The 21,435-nt window shown below is 41.1% G+C and carries 13 protein-coding genes and 2 rRNA genes; 4 read left to right on the top strand and 11 right to left on the bottom strand.

The window, feature by feature from the left end; genetic code table 11:
- The first annotated feature begins 316 nt into the window (after window positions 1-316).
- The 3 genes from MNY66_RS03510 to MNY66_RS03525 all read left to right on the top strand — a co-directional run bounded on the left by MNY66_RS03510 (window position 317) and on the right by MNY66_RS03525 (window position 4,828).
- Window positions 317-3,224 (top strand): 23S ribosomal RNA (locus MNY66_RS03510).
- 175 nt (window positions 3,225-3,399) lie between these two features.
- Window positions 3,400-3,515: ribosomal RNA gene (gene rrf / locus MNY66_RS03515) — 5S ribosomal RNA — on the top strand.
- A 782-nt stretch (window positions 3,516-4,297) separates the two neighbouring features.
- A complete protein-coding gene (locus MNY66_RS03525) occupies window positions 4,298-4,828 on the top strand; it encodes a GNAT family N-acetyltransferase (protein WP_241501446.1) in 531 nt (176 codons plus the stop codon).
- A 117-nt stretch (window positions 4,829-4,945) separates the two neighbouring features.
- On the opposite strand, the gene MNY66_RS03530 is transcribed toward MNY66_RS03525, so the two are convergent.
- From MNY66_RS03530 to MNY66_RS03545, 4 genes are all read right to left on the bottom strand, one after another.
- Window positions 4,946-5,296 carry a YfiM family lipoprotein gene (locus tag MNY66_RS03530; RefSeq protein ID WP_047255790.1) on the bottom strand — a complete coding sequence of 117 codons (351 nt, stop codon included), beginning with the start codon at window positions 5,294-5,296 and terminating at the stop codon, window positions 4,946-4,948.
- A 111-nt stretch (window positions 5,297-5,407) separates the two neighbouring features.
- Entirely contained in the window at window positions 5,408-6,766 is a 1,359-nt protein-coding gene (gene pssA / locus MNY66_RS03535) for a CDP-diacylglycerol--serine O-phosphatidyltransferase (RefSeq protein ID WP_047255789.1), read from the bottom strand.
- A 175-nt stretch (window positions 6,767-6,941) separates the two neighbouring features.
- Window positions 6,942-9,602, bottom strand: coding sequence for a bifunctional acetate--CoA ligase family protein/GNAT family N-acetyltransferase (locus MNY66_RS03540; protein ID WP_241501447.1), 2,661 nt, complete (start codon window positions 9,600-9,602; stop codon window positions 6,942-6,944).
- Window positions 9,603-9,638: 36 nt separating this feature from the next.
- Window positions 9,639-10,343, bottom strand: a complete 705-nt coding sequence (locus MNY66_RS03545) for a tRNA-uridine aminocarboxypropyltransferase (RefSeq protein ID WP_047255787.1) — start codon at window positions 10,341-10,343, stop codon at window positions 9,639-9,641.
- 311 nt (window positions 10,344-10,654) lie between these two features.
- Here MNY66_RS03545 and MNY66_RS03550 point away from each other — a divergent pair, with 311 nt between their 5' ends.
- Window positions 10,655-11,713: a tRNA/rRNA methyltransferase gene (locus MNY66_RS03550; protein ID WP_241501448.1), complete on the top strand. Its 1,059-nt coding sequence runs from the start codon at window positions 10,655-10,657 to the stop codon at window positions 11,711-11,713.
- A 239-nt stretch (window positions 11,714-11,952) separates the two neighbouring features.
- On the opposite strand, the gene emrB is transcribed toward MNY66_RS03550, so the two are convergent.
- From emrB to proV, 7 genes are all read right to left on the bottom strand, one after another.
- Window positions 11,953-13,455 (bottom strand): multidrug efflux MFS transporter permease subunit EmrB, encoded by a 1,503-nt coding sequence (gene emrB / locus MNY66_RS03555; protein WP_414738779.1) that lies wholly within the window; start codon window positions 13,453-13,455, stop codon window positions 11,953-11,955.
- A gap of 54 nt (window positions 13,456-13,509) precedes the next feature.
- The gene (gene emrA / locus MNY66_RS03560) at window positions 13,510-14,685 is read right to left on the bottom strand and encodes a multidrug efflux MFS transporter periplasmic adaptor subunit EmrA (protein WP_241501449.1); all 1,176 of its coding nucleotides are present in this window, start codon (window positions 14,683-14,685) and stop codon (window positions 13,510-13,512) included.
- Window positions 14,686-14,928: 243 nt separating this feature from the next.
- Window positions 14,929-15,456 carry a transcriptional repressor MprA gene (gene mprA / locus MNY66_RS03565; RefSeq protein WP_047255783.1) on the bottom strand — a complete coding sequence of 176 codons (528 nt, stop codon included), beginning with the start codon at window positions 15,454-15,456 and terminating at the stop codon, window positions 14,929-14,931.
- 945 nt (window positions 15,457-16,401) lie between these two features.
- The gene (locus MNY66_RS03570) at window positions 16,402-17,601 is read right to left on the bottom strand and encodes an MFS transporter (RefSeq protein ID WP_047255782.1); all 1,200 of its coding nucleotides are present in this window, start codon (window positions 17,599-17,601) and stop codon (window positions 16,402-16,404) included.
- Between the two features lie 226 nt (window positions 17,602-17,827).
- Entirely contained in the window at window positions 17,828-18,823 is a 996-nt protein-coding gene (gene proX, locus MNY66_RS03575; RefSeq protein WP_047255781.1) for a glycine betaine/L-proline ABC transporter substrate-binding protein ProX, read from the bottom strand.
- A gap of 120 nt (window positions 18,824-18,943) precedes the next feature.
- Window positions 18,944-20,107 (bottom strand): glycine betaine/L-proline ABC transporter permease ProW, encoded by a 1,164-nt coding sequence (gene proW, locus MNY66_RS03580; RefSeq protein ID WP_241501450.1) that lies wholly within the window; start codon window positions 20,105-20,107, stop codon window positions 18,944-18,946.
- Window positions 20,100-21,299, bottom strand: coding sequence for a glycine betaine/L-proline ABC transporter ATP-binding protein ProV (gene proV, locus MNY66_RS03585; protein ID WP_047255779.1), 1,200 nt, complete (start codon window positions 21,297-21,299; stop codon window positions 20,100-20,102). The genes proW and proV overlap by 8 nt, the downstream gene beginning before the upstream one ends.
- Between the last annotated feature and the right edge of the window lie 136 nt (window positions 21,300-21,435).

Here is a 21,435-nt window from a genome sequence, read left to right on the forward strand (position 1 = left end):
GAGTGAAAGGCGGTACCCAAAAATAATGATTAAGCTGACTTATTGAGTCGGCTTAACAATTATGCTCTTTAATAATCTGGAACAAGCTGAAAATTGAAAACAACGGTATTCTTTGTCGAAAGAATACCAGAGTCTCTCAAAATACTCCAATTTGTAGATGTTCTCTGCAATGTCGAGTTGACGAGCGAAATGAGTTCAAGGCAGCCCGCGCACAGCAAGCGCAGCGTACTTAAGGTACGTGAGCATTGCGCGCACGGACTAACAAAGAAATCATGATGCACAGTCACTCGTATTCAGAAACACCTTCGGGTTGTGAGGTTAAGCGAATAAGCGTACACGGTGGATGCCTAGGCAGTCAGAGGCGATGAAGGACGTGCTAATCTGCGAAAAGCGTCGGTGAGCTGATATGAAGCGTTATTAGCCGACGATGTCCGAATGGGGAAACCCGGTGCACTTTGGTGCATCATCATTTAGTGAATACATAGCTAAATGAAGCGAACCGAGGGAACTGAAACATCTCAGTACCTCGAGGAAAAGAAATCAACCGAGATTCCCCTAGTAGCGGCGAGCGAACGGGGAGCAGCCCAGAACCAACATCAACGCTAGCATTAAGAGAACAGTCTGGAAAGTCTGGCAGTAAAGGGTGATAGCCCCGTATCTGAAAATGTTAGTGTTGTGAGTTCGACGAGTAGGGCGGGACACGTGTTATCCTGTCTGAATATGGGGGGACCATCCTCCAAGGCTAAATACTCCTGACTGACCGATAGTGAACCAGTACCGTGAGGGAAAGGCGAAAAGAACCCCGGCGAGGGGAGTGAAATAGAACCTGAAACCGTGTACGTACAAGCAGTGGGAGCCTTGATTTATCAGGGTGACTGCGTACCTTTTGTATAATGGGTCAGCGACTTATATTCTGTAGCAAGGTTAACCGAATAGGGGAGCCGTAGGGAAACCGAGTCTTAACTGGGCGAATGAGTTGCAGGGTATAGACCCGAAACCCGGTGATCTAGCCATGGGCAGGTTGAAGGTTGGGTAACACTAACTGGAGGACCGAACCGACTAATGTTGAAAAATTAGCGGATGACTTGTGGCTGGGGGTGAAAGGCCAATCAAACCGGGAGATAGCTGGTTCTCCCCGAAAGCTATTTAGGTAGCGCCTCGTGAATTCATCTTCGGGGGTAGAGCACTGTTTCGACTAGGGGGTCATCCCGACTTACCAACTCGATGCAAACTACGAATACCGAAGAATGTTATCACGGGAGACACACGGCGGGTGCTAACGTTCGTCGTGAAGAGGGAAACAACCCAGACCGCCAGCTAAGGTCCCAAAGTCATAGTTAAGTGGGAAACGAAGTGGAAAGGCTCAGACAGCCAGGATGTTGGCTTAGAAGCAGCCATCATTTAAAGAAAGCGTAATAGCTCACTGGTCGAGTCGGTCTGCGCGGAAGATGTAACGGGGCTAAACTATGCACCGAAGCTGCGGCAGCGATATTTAAATATTGTTGGGTAGGGGAGCGTTCTGTAAGCCTGCGAAGGTGTGCTGTGAGGCATGCTGGAGGTATCAGAAGTGCGAATGCTGACATAAGTAACGATAATGCGGGTGAAAAACCCGCACGCCGGAAGACCAAGGGTTCCTGTCCAACGTTAATCGGGGCAGGGTGAGTCGACCCCTAAGGCGAGGCTGAAAAGCGTAGTCGATGGGCAACGGGTTAATATTCCCGTACTGGTGATAATTGCGATGGGGGGACGGAGAAGGCTAAGTTAGCTGGGCGACGGTTGTCCCGGTTTAAGGATGTAGGTGGGTGAATTAGGCAAATCCGGTTCACTATACACTGAGGTCTGATGACGAGTCACTACGGTGATGAAGTAACTGATGCCATGCTTCCAGGAAAAGCCTCTAAGCTCTAGATTATCATTAATCGTACCCCAAACCGACACAGGTGGTCAGGTAGAGAATACTAAGGCGCTTGAGAGAACTCGGGTGAAGGAACTAGGCAAAATGGTGCCGTAACTTCGGGAGAAGGCACGCTGGCGCTAGGTGAAGTGATTTACTCACGGAGCTGAAGCCAGTCGCAGATACCAGCTGGCTGCAACTGTTTATTAAAAACACAGCACTGTGCAAACACGAAAGTGGACGTATACGGTGTGACGCCTGCCCGGTGCTGGAAGGTTAATTGATGGGGTTAGCGTAAGCGAAGCTCTTGATCGAAGCCCCAGTAAACGGCGGCCGTAACTATAACGGTCCTAAGGTAGCGAAATTCCTTGTCGGGTAAGTTCCGACCTGCACGAATGGCGTAATGATGGCCAGGCTGTCTCCACCCGAGACTCAGTGAAATTGAACTCGCTGTGAAGATGCAGTGTACCCGCGGCAAGACGGAAAGACCCCGTGAACCTTTACTATAGCTTGACACTGAACATTGAGCCTTGATGTGTAGGATAGGTGGGAGGCTTTGAAGTGTGGACGCCAGTCTGCATGGAGCCAACCTTGAAATACCACCCTTTAATGTTTGATGTTCTAACGTAGACCCATTATCTGGGTTGCGGACAGTGTCTGGTGGGTAGTTTGACTGGGGCGGTCTCCTCCCAAAGAGTAACGGAGGAGCACGAAGGTTAGCTAATCACGGTCGGACATCGTGAGGTTAGTGCAATGGCATAAGCTAGCTTGACTGCGAGAGTGACGGCTCGAGCAGGTACGAAAGTAGGTCATAGTGATCCGGTGGTTCTGAATGGAAGGGCCATCGCTCAACGGATAAAAGGTACTCCGGGGATAACAGGCTGATACCGCCCAAGAGTTCATATCGACGGCGGTGTTTGGCACCTCGATGTCGGCTCATCACATCCTGGGGCTGAAGTAGGTCCCAAGGGTACGGCTGTTCGCCGTTTAAAGTGGTACGCGAGCTGGGTTTAGAACGTCGTGAGACAGTTCGGTCCCTATCTGCCGTGGGCGTTGGAAGATTGAAAGGGGCTGCTCCTAGTACGAGAGGACCGGAGTGGACGCACCACTGGTGTTCGGGTTGTCATGCCAATGGCATTGCCCGGTAGCTAAGTGCGGAAGAGATAACCGCTGAAAGCATCTAAGCGGGAAACTTGCCTTGAGATGAGTCTTCCCTGACTCCTTGAGAGTCCTGAAGGAACGTTTAAGACTAAGACGTTGATAGGCTGGGTGTGTAAGCGGTGCGAGCCGTTGAGCTAACCAGTACTAATGAACCGAGAGGCTTAACCTTACAACACCGAAGGTGTTTTAGAGAGACACTGAATGATTTAGCGATTTATTTTGGTGAATAACGAAATAATGAGATAAATCGGATAAAGAATATTGTTTAAAATGACAGCTTGTTCAAGATTAAAGTTAATGTGATGGAAGCCGGAAGGTGACATCATGTTGACAGACAGAATATGTCTGGCGGCGATAGCGCGGTGGTCCCACCTGACCCCATGCCGAACTCAGAAGTGAAACGCCGTAGCGCCGATGGTAGTGTGGGGTCTCCCCATGTGAGAGTAGGGAACTGCCAGACTTTAATAAAGACGAAGAAGCCACCCAATAGGGTGGCTTTTTTGCGTCGCTAGAAAAAAATAAAAATAAACAACTAGTCAGAGGGTTAAAGTGTATTTTTATTTGCCTATTTGCCTATTTGCCTATTTGCCTATTTGCCTATTTGCCTATTTAGCGTTTAGTAACCCTGTAAATAATTCTGTATATTTGCCTTTCATTAAATGTGACCGTCTAGGCGCCCACCGAACTCAATAATAAAGCGACTCATCGCTTGTTTTCAGTTCTGAATTGGTATACTCCATTTTTTAGAGGCCGATTCAATGGCTAAGTAAATCCTTTTTTCTCCCGATCATTGATAGGAAGATTTTTCCGTTTGTTAATTGCATACTGAGATTACATATCGAGTAATTCGATTTTGCGATCCAATCTCACATTTTTATGTAAATAGCTTGAGGGAGATATTATTGGTATAAGCAAAAATATATTTAAATTCCCCCCATGTGCCTATTAACTTCACTATATACATACTAACTGTTACTGATTTGAGGATATTTTTATCTCATATCAGGGCTAACTTTTCGAGTACTTTTAATTTTTTCCATCTAACTAACGGCTAGAGTAACAGAAAGAGTTATTTTTGTTTTTATATATGGGCTGGTTAAGAATATTTGATCTGTTAGATATTAATCAGATATATTGGTTTCTTCATTGGGTTATTTCATGACTCAATATTTTATGAAGTTAGCCATAAATAGAGTATATAAATTATACTATTTGGTTATTTATTTAGCAGGGGAGAATGAGGTGAAAATAAAACGCGTTCAACGGACTGATATTACAGATTTTAATCAAATTAATGAATTATATGAACATGCATTTCCACTTAATGAGCAACGCACCTATGCAGGTAGAGTCTCAATTTTAGCCGATCCTTCATTTTATTTATTGCATATCTCCGATAAAGAGCAATTTATTGGTTTTATTGGTTGCTGGTCCGTTGGCAATTATTTTTATATTGAACATATTGCGATTCACGCTAAATTACGAGGAAAAGGATATGGTCAAAAAGTATTAAAAAATTTTTGTGGGCAATATAAAAATATAATTTTAGAGATAGATCCTTTGACCACAGATATTGCTCGTCAGCGTTTACGTTTTTATCAACATTGTGGTTTTCAAATTAATAGCTGTCAGCATACTCATCCTAATTATCGGAAGGAATATGAGCCTCATGAGCTGATATTGCTAACTTACCCACATAAGATTACTGAGTCAGAATATCAATATTTTGATCATATTTTAAAAACGATTATTATGGCGAAAGAATATTTGTGATTGTATCTAAAATGGTGGGGTAAAGCAGATTAATAAATTGATTATTTAGTGATATATTTGGGTTCTTTTTGAACTAATTGATTGTTTTATATGAAAATATATCCGGTCACCAGTTTTTTATTTAAACGATTGGTATAAACTATAACCTGCTGCTGCCCCTGCCACATCATAAGCAAAATCATGCCAGCTCCAGCCGGTTCCTGTGGGGCGACTATCATAAAGTTCTTTTGCTGCACCTAAGCTAATAGAGAAAAGCAAACCAAATTGTACCGATTGATGGTGTGACCAATTTTGTCTATCTGCATAAGCATTTCCAGCGGCGGCCGCAGCGGCTGAAAATAAGAAATGTTGGGCTTTGTCTTTGCCTTGCCAATTATCATTAGCCCAGTGGGATCCACTACATCCACTAAGATTTATAATTATCATACCGTTGATTAAGCTCGGGAAAATTTTACGTAGATAATTCATGACTGATAACTCTTTATATATACGTTTAATCGTGGCTAGTATAGATCTTCAATTAAGATAGCCCTTATTATAGGGACTATTTTTTAGGGGCTATCTTAACAGTGATAATAATTACAATATTCTGCTGATTAATCTATCGACACGTATTCTACGTAATCGGCGGATTAATTTTTTTACTTTAATCGGATAGGATTGAATATTATCTAGTTCTCGATAATGATTCACTATTTTAGTATGTGTACGTATACAGTCTAATTCATGTAAGCGTTGTTCTTGTAGCTGTTGTTTAGGATCATGAATTAAAATCGCATTTTCTAAATCAAGTCCCCAAGCTCGGGGGTTTAAATTACTACCAGTGATCAACTGCCAGGAATTATCAACCCACATACCTTTAAGATGATAGGTATTATCCCCATCTTTCCATAAGCGAATAGTTAACTGTTTACTATCAATAAATTTTTGCAAGCGACTGATAAAACGCCGTAAATTTATTTCATATAGATAAGGTAAAGCACCAATGATTTTAAAAGGTTCTTCTGGTGGGATATAAAAGTCATTGGCGGTTTTATCACCAATAATGATCTCGACTTGTTTACCTTCTCGTAATAATCGATGAATTATTCGAACTAAAATTGCGGGTAAATTAAAATAAGGTGTACAAATCGTTAGTTTTTCATTAGTTGAACCCATTAAATGAGTTATGGTTTTATTGAGTAAATTTTTCTTACCCAAACCAACGAGTGGTGTAACCGCTAACTCTTGATTGGTAGCATTATTAGAAAAAAGATATTCGGTACTTTTTAATGAAATACGAAATTGTTTAATTAAACTTTTAATATCAATCGTTCGAGGTCGTTCACTGCTATCTAATCGCTGTGTCGCCTCTGAATCTAACAATGCATTATCAATGAATGACTTCATTGTTCGCACTAATTCAGGGTTTTTTATAATTTGATAGCGGTCATAACGATATTTATCATGTTGATGAAGATAAACATCGTTAATACTGGCTCCGCTGTATAAGACGGTATCGTCAAATAGTAACCCTTTTAAATGCAGCACCCCTAAAGCTTCTCGGGTGTTTACCGCTATTCCGTAAACCTCAATATTAGTTTCTGGGTTTTGTTGCTTTACATCATGATACCAATCCGCATTGGTAGCATTTGCTTTAGCTCCAATTCTTCCGCGTTGTGCTCGATGCCAATCAACCAGAATTTTTATATCTAATTCTGGGCGAATTCTTTTGGCTTGATAAAGAGCCTGCAAAATATCGCGGCCTGCATCATCATGTTCTAAATATAAGGCAGTGATATAGATATAATGTTTCGCTTGAGCGATTTGCTCAAGCAATTCATGACGGAAATTTTCAGTCTTAAAGAGTGTTGTGACATCAGCAACCGACTGAGACAGTTTAGGCAACAGAGCGAGGTGTTGTTGATGTTTAGCTTGTTTCAGTTTAGACAACATCACAGTGTAAATATTCTCTTATTTATTCAGTTACTATACAGCTAACTGTGGGTAATTTGGTTTAATGTTAGATCTGGTAATCATAACATAGTTCCCCTATTAACAGGATTAATTGGTTATCTTGTTGAGGGCTAGTTCAAAATATTCGCCGTTATATTTATCTAAAAATGACGATATTTTAATGAGTTATCTCTGATGATAAGACTAAGGTTAGATTGACGATACTATCTTCAAACTGGACATCAACCTTAAATCCGAGTTTTTTGGCTAAGCTTATCATATTACGATTTTCTGGCATGGTTATGGCGGTCAATTTTTTGATCCCATAGGCGCGTGTATAGTTAATTAGCTTATTCATTAATTGATAGCCAAGAGTAAATCCTTTCATATCCGATCTTACTAAGACTGCAAATTCAGCTTCTTGATTATCAGGATCTGCCATCGCACGCGTTACACCGATAATTTCACTGTCATCGCCTTGATTAAGTACCGCAACAAACGCCATTTCTCGGTCATAATCTATTTGGGTCATATTTGCTAGGTCATCATGACTGAATTCATTGATTTCACTAAAGTAGCGATAATAAAGGTCTTCTTTAGTGACTCGATTGATAAATGATTTAAGCAGTGGTTCATCTTCCGGTAGAATTGGACGCAGTAAGCAGCGGATATTATCTTTTAAAATAATTGATTGCTCTAATTCTACTGGGTAAGGGCGAATTGCCAGTCTTGCCTTTGGATCGCCTTTAACTGGGGCTAAAGTCATTGATACATCGAGTAATGTGAATTCATTACCTGAGACTAATAAAGGATGGATATCTAATTTAGTGATTTGTGGGCAGTCAATAATTAAATTAGATACTCTGACCAATAGATTGCTTAATCCCATTATATCAAGAGGTTCTAACGCACTGCGTGACTTTATCTTATTGCTTTTAATCGCTTGAATGACGAGATAACGGGCTAATGCTAGGTTTAATGGCGGCAAAGCGACCGCGGCTTGGCTTTCTTGTTGCCATTCAATCCCACCTTCACCGAGCATGATTAACGGCCCGAAGACATTATCTTGTTCAACAGCAATTCTAAGCTCTTGCGCTCCAGCCCGATTGGCCATGCTCTGGACTAATAGCCCTTCGACCTTAGCTTGCGGAAAGTTATTGGTAACGCGCTCAAAAATTGCTTGTGCCGCATCTTGTACCTCTTTGGCATTGCGCAGATATAGCATGACACCTTGAACTTCAGATTTATGAGTGATATCTGGTGAGCGTAATTTTAGCGCAACTGGATAGCCAATTTTTTCTGCAATTACGATAGCCTCATCACTAGAATGGGCTATCCAAGTCGGTAATGTATTTAAGCCATAGGCTTGTAGGATAGGTTGAACTTCATGAGTATCTAATTGAAGATTATTTTGAGCTAATGCTTGGCGAATTGATTGATGAGCTTGTTGAGTATTAGCCGTTATTCCTATAGGCAAAGCTGGCGTTTCAGTTAGTTGTTTCTGGTTACGCCGATATTCCACCATGTGCATATACGCGGTGATTGCGCCTTCCGGCGTTCTATAGGTTGGGATCCCAGCTTCGCTGAATAGTTTTCTTGCCTCTTGCGAGGTATATTCACCACACCAGTTGGTTAGGATCGTGAGCCATTTTCCGCGTGGATGCTGCTTGATCGTCTTGATCACTTTTTCGGCCATAATTTTACTATCGGTAATGGCGCTAGGAGTGTGGATTAATAAAAGAGCATCATGATCGTGACTATCGAGCAATTTGAGAAGCACGTTGATGTATCTATCTTGTGTGGCATCATCACCGAGATCTATGGGGTTCTGAGTAGAGAGAGAAAGAGGAAGAAGTGTATTTAATTGATTTTGTGTTTCATCGCCTAGCGCGGCCAGTTTACCATTACGCCGGAACAGTTCATCGAGAGCCATTGCCGCAGGTGCTGCGCCGTTACTAATGATAGATAATCTATCACCACGCAGTGGAGTCATATAACTTAATGTTTCTACAGCAGAGAACATTTCATGAGTGTCTTGTACTCGTAATAATCCGGCACGTTGGATAGCGGCGTCGTAAGCTACATCGAAGCTAGGCTGCTCACCTAATAGTTGCTGAACTTTTTGTGTTCGACCACTTTTGACTACGAGGATCGGTTTATTACGCGAAGCACTCCGCGAAGCTGAGAGAAAACGTCTGGCATCGCTAATATGTTCTAAATAAAGCAAAATTGCACTAGTTTTACTATCTCGCGCTAAATAATCGAGTAAGTCGTCGATATCAATATCGATACTATCACCCAGAGCAATAAAATAAGAAAAACCAATATCTCGATGTCTTGCCCAATCAAGTACGGTATTGGATACCGCTGCAGATTGTGAAATGAATGCTAGCTTACCTTTTAATATAGGAATAGGAGAAAAACTGGCGTTTAATCCTAACCATGGTGCGAGTATCCCCAAGCTATTAGGCCCTAAAACTCTTAATGAATATTGTTGTGCGATAGTTTTAAGTTCTGCAAATTGGGTGGATGGTGAGGAGAGAATGATGACAGTTTTACAGCCTTTTTTACCCAGTTCAATTAGGGCATCGATATTTCGGCTATGATGAGTACAGATAACCGCTAAATCTGGCTTGATAGGTAGGGTGCTAATAGAGGGATAGGCTAGGACACCTGAAACAGAGTGGCGTTTAGGGTTAACCGGTAATATTGGCCCACTAAAGCAACTAGCTAGTAGGTTTTTCATCATGACAGAGCCCGCTCTATTTGGCGCTTCCGATGCGCCAATTACGGCAATTGATTTTGGGCGAAACAGTGACTCTAATCCTCGTTGACTCATAGCCTTTCTCCTTTTCGTCAGTCTGAGGATGTTAATCTAGCTGATTTTCTTCGACTGTGCTGTGATTTGTGCCGCTGGATGAGATGGCTTTCCGGCGAGATATTGGTCGCGAAAATAACTAAAATGAGTAAGCAGCTGTTGTGAAGCCAGAAAATCTCCTGCTAATTCAAGGACTGAGGCAGCAACCTCGGCGGTACAATGTTGCTCTTCTTTTGAAGGTACTCGTAATAAATAATTTAATTTTGCTTTAGTATTAATTGAAAGTATGGGGATCCCGGAAAAATAAGGGCTTTTACGAAACATTTTTCGTGCTTCAGGCCAGGTTCCATCAAGCAAAATAAATAATGGTGGCTTGTCTGAAATATCAGGCACGTTGACTACTGTTTGTTCATTCGATGCATAACTCGCCGGAAAAATAAGGTATGGCTGGCGGCTAGTGTCATTAAGTAGTGCGAGAAGTTCAGGATCGGGTTCAGTACGTGACCATTGATATGCTAAAGTATCAGGCAATATATCTGCGATAAGTTTACCCGTATTACTGGGTTTAAAAACTTCCCCATCAAACATAATTAAGCAAAAACGGCTGCGTGCGGTCATCGGTTGGATTGATTCGCATAAACACTGTTTTACTGGTAATAAGCAAGAGTCGCAACGTTGAGTGCGCCAACCGCGAGCTCGAAATAGTTTGGTCGAAAGTGCTAGACGTTGCTGGCGTAACTGATAAACCGCGTTGTGCTTCATAGTTGTCTTTTAGTTGCTGTAAAAAGTTATTTTACATATTTTACGCAACTATTTTAGGTAAATATAGCTCAGTATCGCAGGGTATAAATAGAGAGGTATTTACCGTTATAATTTAGTGTTCTTTCGAGAGTAATTATTAATTTTACGCTCTCAAATCTGGATCGCCTTGTAAGTTTTGGGCTTCTTATTGAACGAGTTATTTAAGGTATATTTGACATATTTATTTTTAGATGGATTTAATTATTCCTTATTAGTAGCGTCGTGCAACAACATCATGTAATCTTCGCGCCATAGCGTAGTGGGGAAAATTAATGAACGATTCTTTTAGCGGTAAAAATGGCAAAGTCAAAGTAATGTATGTCCGTAGTGAGGGCAGTGATGATAGCCAAAATAGAAACAAGCGTCCGTCAGCTAAAGACGGTAAATTTAATAAAGACAGCAAATTCAATAAAGGCGGCAAGTTCAATGACAGCCGCAGTCGTCAGAGTGATGACAGAAAATCAAGTGCGTCAGCATACAGTAGCGAACGCTCGCCGTGGAAAACAGTTTCTCGTTCCAGTGATGATGAAATAGTTAACGATCATGGCGGTATTTCAGGCAAAAGTTTTATTGATCCTGAGCAACTGCGTAAACAGCGTTTAGAAGAAACCCGTATTTATGGTGAGAACGCTTGTCAGGCAATGTTTAAAAATCGTCCTGATGCTATTGTCCGTGCCTGGTTCTTAAAATCAGTTACACCCCGTTTTCGTGATGCACTTAAATGGATGGCGGCTAATCGTAAAGCCTATCATGTTGTCGATGAAGATGAATTAACTAAAGCTTCGGGTACCGATCATCATGGTGGCGTTTGCTTTATTATCAAAAAACGCGGTGGAATGGATGCAGACACATATCTGCAAACGGCACCTAAGCAAGATTGTGTACTGGCGTTAGAAGATATTGGTAATCCACATAATCTCGGCGGTATTATGCGTAGCTGTGCACACTTCGGCGTGAATGGCGTGATTTTGCAAGATGTGGGCATGCTTGAATCAGGTGCCGCTATCCGAACCGCTGAAGGTGGCGCAGAGCACATTAAAGGCATTGATGCTGATGGCTTCACTGGGGCATTGGATAAATTCCGTCAAGCTGGTTATACCATTGTTACTACATCCAGCCATAAAGGCAGCCAAGATATCGCAAAAGTTCAGTTGCCAGAAAAAATGGTCTTGGTTATTGGTCAAGAAAGCGATGGACTGAGCGACAGTGTTTGGGATCAAGGTGACTTGAGCCTATTTATCGGCGGTACCAATAAGGTTGAAAGCCTGAATGTGTCAGTAGCAACAGGTATTATGTTGGCACAGTGGTGGCAGCAGAATAAAGTTAATTAAGTTTTAACTCATCACTCGCCTGTTTTCTGATTAAGCAGCAAAATAGGCGAGTATATTTTTTATTGATCATAAATTTCATTACTTATTTTTCCTTTCTCCCTTTCTCTTTTTGTGAAATTGCCTCTCAATAATATTTTTTATTCCTGTATTAATTCTTTTTGGTTTAATTTTAGCCAAAAAAAAGAAGCCGTAGCTCCTTTTTATCATGATATATGCTTTTAAATTATTGTGTTAATTCTTTAGTGGGCACCACCACCATCTTCTTTAGAGCCGGGGCTAAAAGGCGGTTTGGCAAACCAAACTAGTACCATCAGCAGGATAAATATTCCGGCTGATATCCAGAAGATTTCATTTGCTGAAATAATTAGCCCTTGGTCGGTAATATTTTTGGCTAAATACCCCAAGCTTTGTTGCTCATCCATACCTACTTCAGATAATTGGGTGTAAATTTCTTGCGCGTTGGGATTATAAGGATCAACGAAAGCTGCAAAATTTTCATGGTGCATTGACTCTCGCTGCGTCCACAATGTAGTCGTAATCGATGTGCCGATAGCGCCTGCCAAGGTGCGCATAAAATTAGATAAACTGGAAGCTGAGGCCATTTTTTCCGGTGGTAATCCCGAAAGTGTAATGGTAGTTAGTGGCATAAAGAAACAGGCAATTGCTAGTCCTTGCACAAATTGTGGCCATGCAACAGCGGCAAAACTCATGCCCGGTTCAAAGGTGTAAGCTCGCCAATAATAGCAAACCGCATAGATAATAAAGCTGAAGGTAACCAAATAGCGCATATCGATACGATTTCCAAATCGCCCAATGATTGGGGTGATCAATAACGGTAATAATCCCACTGGCGCAGACGCTAAACCGGCCCAAGTCGCAGTATAGCCAAACACTTGTTGTAATAGCTGCGGAAGTAGCACGATGGTACCGAAATACAGCATGTAAGCTAGGCTGAGCGATAAACAGCCGATAGTAAAGTTCCGCTGTTTAAACAACGATAAATCAATTACTGGGTGTTCATCAGTCAGTTCCCATACAATCAAGAAGGCGATAGCCACTAAGGCCACAACTGCCAGTACGATAATTTCTGTGGAGTTAAACCAATCTAATTCTTTGCCTTGGTCAAGCATAATTTGTAATGCGCCAATACCCAAGACCAACAGAGCTAATCCAATAGTATCAATAGGTTTAATCGCTATTTTAGTTTCTCGTCCTTTGAGAACTTTGGTAATAATAGCGATAATAATCAGACTAAACGGCACGTTAATAAAGAAAATCCAGCCCCAATGATAGTTATCACTAATATATCCCCCCAAAATGGGTCCACAAATTGGGGCAATAACGATAGTCATCGACCACAATGCCAGTGCCATATTACGTTTTGCTGGGGGGTAATTATTCAGTAATAGACTTTGAGACAGCGGGATTAATGGGCCGGCAACCAGACCTTGAAGTACACGAAATAATATCAGCATACCTAGGCTATCAGAGATGCCACATAGCCAAGAGGTCAGGGCAAATAGCCCTGTTGACCATAAAAATAGTCGAACCTCACCAATACGTTTGGCGAGCCAGCCGGTGATCGGGATAGATATTGCATTGGCTACCCCAAAAGAGGTGATGACCCAAGTACCTTGAGAGTTAGAGGCACCAAGATTTCCCGCAATTGTAGGAATTGCTACATTAGCAATGGTTGAATCGAGCACTTGCATAAAAGTGGCTAATGACAGGGCTATTGTCATCCACGCAAGTTGAGCTCCTTGTAAAGGCGTTTTTATCACGCTATGTTCCTCTGATTACTGGTTACCAGAGTTACTATTAATGATGTCAGTAACTATTTGGTCTGCCGGGGACATATCAATCATCAGAGCAGAAGTATGATACGCGGGAGTGATTCGTGTGCTTTTTGACAACACTTTCCCCTGTTTATTTTGGGTATCAACAGTTACATTGGCAGATAAACCAATACGTAATGGATGTTCTTCTAACTGAAGAGGATCTAAGGCGATTCGGACAGGTAAGCGTTGAACGACTTTTATCCAGTTACCGCTGGCATTTTGTGCGGGTAATAAGGAAAATGCACTGCCTGTTCCCATATCTAGCCCAACAACAGTACCTTTAAACACGAGATCATCACCATAAAAATCGGTAATAACCTTGGCGGGCTGGCCAATTCGCATATCAGCCAGTTGTGTTTCTTTAAAATTTGCATCAATCCACATGCCTTCGGCTGGAATAATGGCCATTAATGGCTTAGCGGGCGTGACTTGCGCACCAATTTGCACGCTTCGACGTGATACATAGCCATCGACAGGACTAACAATTTTAGTACGTTGTAAGGCAAGCCAAGCATTTTTGACTTCAGTCGCCGCTTGCTCGACGGCAGGTTGTTTATCGATTGGCGTATCAAGGATAATTGCTTGATTAGCATTAAATTGTTCGATAGCAACATCTAATGCGGCTTTGGCGCTAATCACGGCTTCGCGCGCATGTTGTAATTCTTCTTTACCGATCAGATTACTATTTCCCAGAACTTCACGACGTTTTAAATCGTTTTGTAACCTATTAAGATCGGAACGGCGTAAAGCAATATTCGCTTGATATTGCTTGCTATTAACTATTTGCTGGTGGGTTTGTCGGACATTATTGGCCAATGTTGTTTTGGCTTTTTCTAATGCTAATAGGGCATCTTTAGGGTCTAATTCAACTAATACTGAGCCACTTTTAACGTAATCAGTATTATCGACATTAACTGTCATTACGCTACCAGAAACCTGAGACATAATTTGTACTTGGTTACCTGCGACGTAGGCGTTATCTGTGGTTTCATAGTGCCTGAGTATGAGGAACCAATAAGCAAACCAGCCAACACCAACAATAATGAAAATAAAAGATAGTAATAACAATGCGTTACGGCGCTGTTTCTTTTTATTATTGCGTGGTGTGTGTTTAATATCCTCACTAACACTCATCGGGTGTTTCTCCGTGTTCTTCTTAATTGGGGTCGAATTGATGTAAATCTAGACACTAAGACGTGACTACTTCCAGTGGTTAATAACCTCACTGGAAGTAGTGCTGACAATAATTGAGATCGTATAACGAAAATATTGCTAGCTTATAGATGAAAGGATAATGAATTATCGTTAACTGAGAAGTTTTTTTTATTCATTTAGTCAAAAAATGGCTCAAATACATTAACCGTATTACTTATATGGCTATTTTGCTGCATCAAAACCTAAATTATCAAGTTTTGTGAGCAGACTACGCATTAGGCTATCTAGTTGTGTTTTCTCTGCGGTATCTAGTACCGACCAAATATCGCGGAGGCAGTCGTACTGAGGCGGTAAAAGACTGTTTAAAAATTCAGTGCCTTTATCGGTCAGATGTAAATGCAAACAGCGGCGATCATTTTGGCTTTCTTTACGTTCTATCCAGCCATTTTTTTCTAATTCATCAGCAATTCGAGTGGCATTAGTCCGTGATGAACCTAATGCTGCACTTAATTCTGACGGTTGAATACTGCGTGACTCTTTGGTATCCAAGATCATTAGAGCCATAAATAATGTCTCATTAATTCCTTGGGATTTAAGCATATGATTACGGCAGTCTAATAATTTACCGTGCACATGCATACATAAGCGAGTTAATAAAATCTCCTGATAAGGGATCGTTTTATTTAATGCATTTTGCTGTGTTACTCGTGTATTTAGTAGTTCTTCTGTTGGTTTAAATGAACTTTCCATTATTTAGATACCTTATTAGTTTCAGCTGGTAAGATAACAACTGTCATCAACCTTCTAAATGGTATATTAAACGCTAAATTTAGCAATTAGAGTTATTTGATCTCATCGAATTTATTTTGATAATGATACCTAATTCATAAATTTTACGAATGTTAATCCAAAAAAAGTGGCAGAGATATTTTTATTAATATTATTATCAATGTAAGTAAGAATAACTAAAATGAGTTAGTTTAGTTAAACTGATACCAATGAAATTATTAATAATTGCCCTATCAATTAAAATTAAAATAACTATAAAAACAAAAACGCGCTTATTTCCAGTTAGTTAGGTTGCTGTTGGGAATTGTTGCTGCTAAGTAATATTATCATGAAAATGAAAGATAACTGATTCAGTTTTATTTTTACTAAATTAATGTTAGCTAATTAATCTAGGTGATAAATTTATTGTATCACTGAAGAAAAAATAAGTTTTTGTTTAATAGTGCCAATTGTTTATTTTCTTTAAAGAAATAATATCGTTAAGGTATTAAATGATTTTTTTTACTAAAGGGTATTTTATTGATGTTATTTTTTGGGGATAAAGTTGGTTTTTTATGGTGATTTTATGGTGACTTTTTAGATTTAAATATCATCTTTTCTGATGATTATAAGTAGAATAGATGAGAATTAATCTCGTTAAGTTGATGATGCAAATTTAATCTATCTATCTGATTTAGAATGATATATTTTAAGCAAACTGGCTAATATATTCTTTCTTTATAAAAGCATATGTGATGGTGCAGATAGTCGATAAGCAACAGCCTATAAAAAAACAGCCTATAAACAGAGAGCTATAAGAAATATTCGATAAAAAAGACCATAAACGTCAATCTATAAAAAGCTGATGGAGATTAATCGCGCATCAGCTTGATGATAGACAATAAATACAGAGTAAAAATAGGCTAATTAGCTTTTATTATCCTCGATGATAGGATCGAAACGAGCACCGAAAGCCCAAACGATTAAGCTTATCAAACAAAGAATGCCCCCGGTGATAGCGATACCGTACCATCCCGCATAGTGATAAGCATATCCCGATGCTAAAGATCCCAGTGCACCACCGATAAAATAACTGGTCATATAGCCCGCCGTGAGTCGGCCTCGAGCTTCAGGCATGATGCGATATAATGTACTTTGATTAGTAATATGGAGCCCTTGCACCGCTAAATCGAGAATTAAAATACCGATAATAAAGCCGATTAAAGACTCTTTGGCGAAACCAATCGGTATCCAAGAGAGTAATAAAAGAATCAGGCTAATCAAGGTGACTTTTTTACCTTTTCCTTTATCCACTAAATGTCCAGCTTGTAAGGCCATTAACGCCCCCGCGGCTCCGGCTAAGCCGAATAGACCTATAACACCCTCTGAAAAATTAAACGGCTCGCCGGCTAATAAAAAAGCCATGGCTGTCCATAATAAGGCGAAATTGGCAAAAGCTAATCCGCCTAAGATCGATCTCACTGCTAATACGGGAGTCGTAAAAAATAGCTGGAAAATAGAGCCTAAGAGTTGGCCATAATTTAATTTTATCGGGGACTGATAACGCGGTAATTTACGCCACATTATAACCACTAACAGCATCAGTATGAAGAAAGCTAGCCAATAGATAGCCCGCCAGCCACCAATCATAGCCATTGCACCAGAAAGTGTTCTAGCTAACAAAATCCCCAGTAATAGACCACTCATAATAAAGCCAACGGCTTTTCCTCGCTGGTGGGGTTTAGCGAGAGTGGCGGCTAATGGTACGAGAATTTGAGCTACTACAGAGAATAATCCAGTTAATCCTGTTCCTAATAAAATTAACCAGATATTGTTGGCTAGGGCGGTAACCAATAGACCACAAGCTGATAATATAGTCATGATTAAAATCAGATTACGCCGTTCAAAAAGATCGCCAAGGGGAACTAAAAGCAGCAATCCTACGGCGTAGCTCAATTGTGCAGTGGTAACGATAAACCCAGCCATATTGGTGGTTAAGTTAAACTGTAAAGCAATGGTGTCTAATAAAGGTTGCGCATAATAATTACTGGCGACCACGAGTCCGGTGGCAATCGCCATCAGTAGAACAAGACCTGGGGTAAGCTCGGCTTGTGGAGTTGATTTCATTAATGTAGCTATCCGAAAAATAAATAAGGTGATTAATATATATAAATATATTTAATTACGTTATTCCATTTAAGCGATTTATGCAGTGTTGTTGGTTATCAATGTCGTGGTGTTGGCTATCAATGTATTGATGTCAGCGGATAAAAAACGGTCATTATAGAGTTAATTCAATAATGACCGTTGTGAACATTAGCTTTTATGGGGATTAAAAACCCCGATTAAATGATTATTTATTGGCGGCTTGGCGTGCTTGCTCAACCCAGCCATCAAAGGTTTTCTGGTGCGCTTTAATCCAACCATTAGCATGGCGTTCGATATTAGCTTCTGACGCTTCGCCATTGTGCATTCTTAGGTTTTGAGCGTTAACATCAGCTACTGGTAAGCTCATGACTTCAAACAATTTAGCAGCAGCAGGGTTCTCTTTAGCCCATTGTTTATTGGCAGCAATATGCATGGTATTTGCTGGGAAGCCATAATTTTTACCGTTTGGTAATTTGGTATCAATTTTTTCGCCGTTAGGCATAGATGAGAAGGGAACTTCTAACCATACAACATCGCGCCCCGGTTTTAATACATCGCTTATCCAGTAAGGTGTCCACGTATAATAGAAGATAGGTTTGCCTTCTTTATAACGTGTTATGGTATCGGCCATCATCGCGGCGTAGTTGCCTTGATTATGATCAACGCTGTTAGTCAAACCATAGGCTTTAAGATGATTATTAATGGCCGCTTCACAACCCCAGCCTGGATTACACCCGGTTAAATCGGCCTTACCATTATTATTGGTATCAAAAAGCTTAGCAATTTTAGGATCTTTAAGCTGCTCAATATTCGTTATATGGTATTTATCGGCAGTTTTTTTGTCGATTAAATAACCTTGAGCGGCATTAGTGACATAATTACCTTGGCGATAGAACGCTTTGTCACCACCTGCGGCTTGATATTGGGTATTGTGTAAAGGTACCCAGCTAACGGCTAGAAAGGTCGCATCGCCAGAAGCTATGGAGGAGTAAGCAACATTATAATCAACTTCTTTTATCGGTTGTACATCATAGCCTAATTGCTCTAGGGCTTTATTGACCAGTAATGTTTGAAATGTTTCTTCGGAAATCGTACTTTGAACGGGTTGAACTTTAATTCCTTTCCCCGGTTTATCATTCGCCAATACCGTGGTGCTCATTAGCGTTGTCAGGGCAGCTGCTAAGATGACTGTCTTTTTCATTATGGCCTCTATCAGTTGTCATATGACTTGCCTTGGCAAGTTATTCGCTGAGTTAAACAGCGTGAGATTGAATGGGCGGAGGATAGGGGGCTATCCTCCGGTTGATAGGTATTATATGCGTTATTTTTTGCCGATTAATTTGCTAACAGCTCCGATTGGACCAGTTTGATACCAACGTTGCGGGCCTTTAGCGCGGCTGTCTCTACCCAATGATTGAGTTAATCTATCCAGAATAATTGCCAGAATAACGATACCTACACCGCCTACTGAGGCGAGACCCATATCGAGTCGACCAATGCCTCGTAGTACCATTTGACCTAAACCGCCAACGGCTATCATCGAAGCAATAACGACCATTGAAAGTGCCAGCATCAGTGTTTGGTTAACTCCGGCCATGATGGTCGGCATAGCTAAAGGGAGCTGAACTTTAAACAGTAATTGTTTCGGGCTGGCGCCAAACGATTCTGCTGCTTCAACTAAATCAGCAGGAACATGTTTAATCCCTAAAATGGTTAAACGAATGATTGGTGGCAGCGCAAATATAATGGTTACCACGACACCGGGCACGTTACCAATACCAAATAGCATGACAATCGGTACTAAATAAACGAAGGCTGGTGTTGTTTGCATGGCATCTAATATCGGCCGGATAATTTTGGCTGCTCTATCACTGCGTGCCAGCCATATCCCTAAGGGAAGGCCGATAATGATACAAAAGAATAACGATGTAAGTACCAGTGCTAGCGTTACCATCGCTTCAGACCATGCACCAATGGCCCCTATTGCTATCATGGCAATAAACGTTGCTACACCCATGACCCGACCTGAAAGCTGCCAAGCAATTAATGCAAATATAATAATTGCTATCGGCGAGGGGAGAGACAGCAACATTTGCTCAAAGCCGCTTAGGATAAAATCGATCGGAACACGTATCCCTTGGAACACCGGTCTAAAATTAATCACGACCCAATCGATAGCATGAGTGACCCAGGAATCGAGAGGGATCAGTGTGTGCTGAAACGGATCCATTAAATTAAAACTGTCGGCAGGAATACTGTCGGCAGGTACATCGAGCCAATCAGTGCCACCTCCGGCGCTAACCTGATCTGCGCCTTCAGTGCTCCCCCCCCAAGGATCAGTACTGTCTGGGGTTGATGACGCTCCCCAAGGATCGGCAGCTGGCTCGGTCGACGTGACATTTTCCTGAGTATCCGTGCTATTTGGCGCACTGCTTGCTGCCCAAGGATCGATAGTATTGGTTTCTTGTGAAGTGGTATTACTCATTCGGTGTCTCCTTATCCAAAGCCTGCAGTAACATTCCTTTCGAAATTACGCCAACATAACGATTATTGTCGTTAACAACGGGCACTGCACAGGGAGCTTGGGCGACGACAGAGATTAGTTCGTTAAGTGGGGTATCCGCATTAATGGTCGGAATATCACTTAATATGGCTGCATCGATACCTTGTTTTTCGCGCAGTGCATGCTCTAAAGAATCAACAGAGACAATACCGGCAAAGGTGTGTCCACGTGAAATTAGGTATCCATGGCTTCTGTCTTCGTCATTCAGCACTTTAAGCGCAGAGCGAGGACCAAAGCCTTGGGCAATATGCAACAGCGCATCAGGGCGTCTACGTGCAACGTCTTTGGCACTAAAAACTTGGCTAACGTCGACACCTCGGAAAAACGTACGAACATAATCATTGGCCGGATTATTCAGAATTTCGTCTGGCGTACCGACTTGAACCACATCGCCGCCTTGCATAATGGCAATTCGGTCACCAATACGCATTGCTTCATCCAAATCATGGGAAATAAATACGATAGTTCGCTGTTTATCGCCTTGTAATGACAAAAGCTCATCTTGCATTTCGGTACGAATTAATGGGTCAAGTGCAGAAAATGCTTCATCCATCAATAAGATATCGGGATCATTCGCTAGTGCTCGAGCAAGCCCAATACGCTGGCGCATCCCGCCTGATAATTCATCAGGGTAAGAGTATGCCCAATTTTCTAAATTAACTTGCTTTAGTGCATCTAATGCTTTTTGATGGCGTTCGTCTTTAGGAATACCCGCTAGCTCCATACCAAATGCCGTATTATCAATTACGTTCATATGTGGCATTAATGCGAACGATTGAAACACCATACTGATTTTGCTGCGTCGAACTTGGCGCAATTCGCTGTCGGAGATATTCGAAATATCTTGACCATCAATCAGAACTTGTCCCCTTGTTGGGTCTATCAGACGATTGAGGAGGCGCACCAGTGTTGATTTGCCGGAGCCCGATAGCCCCATAACAACAAAGATTTCGCCTTCTTCAATTGCCAGATTGGCGTCATGTACACCAATAGTTAGCCCTGTTTTTTCAAAAATCTGATCTTTGGTCATGCCTGATTCAAGCATTTTAAATGCTTGATCTGGATGTTCCCCGAATATTTTATATAAGTTTTTAACTTCAAGTTTTATCGCCATAAATAAATAGTATTCCTATTTTTTGTTTGGTGAATAAATTAGCCTTACTTAGTAATTATTTTTATCTGTATTTATATTATGTATGCTTTTTGCAATATGTCTAAATTTTCGGATCGATTTTTATAAGACCCATGGC

Origin of the sequence: Moellerella wisconsensis, from assembly GCF_022592395.1 — a bacterium.
In the GTDB taxonomy this organism is placed as follows: domain Bacteria; phylum Pseudomonadota; class Gammaproteobacteria; order Enterobacterales; family Enterobacteriaceae; genus Moellerella; species Moellerella wisconsensis.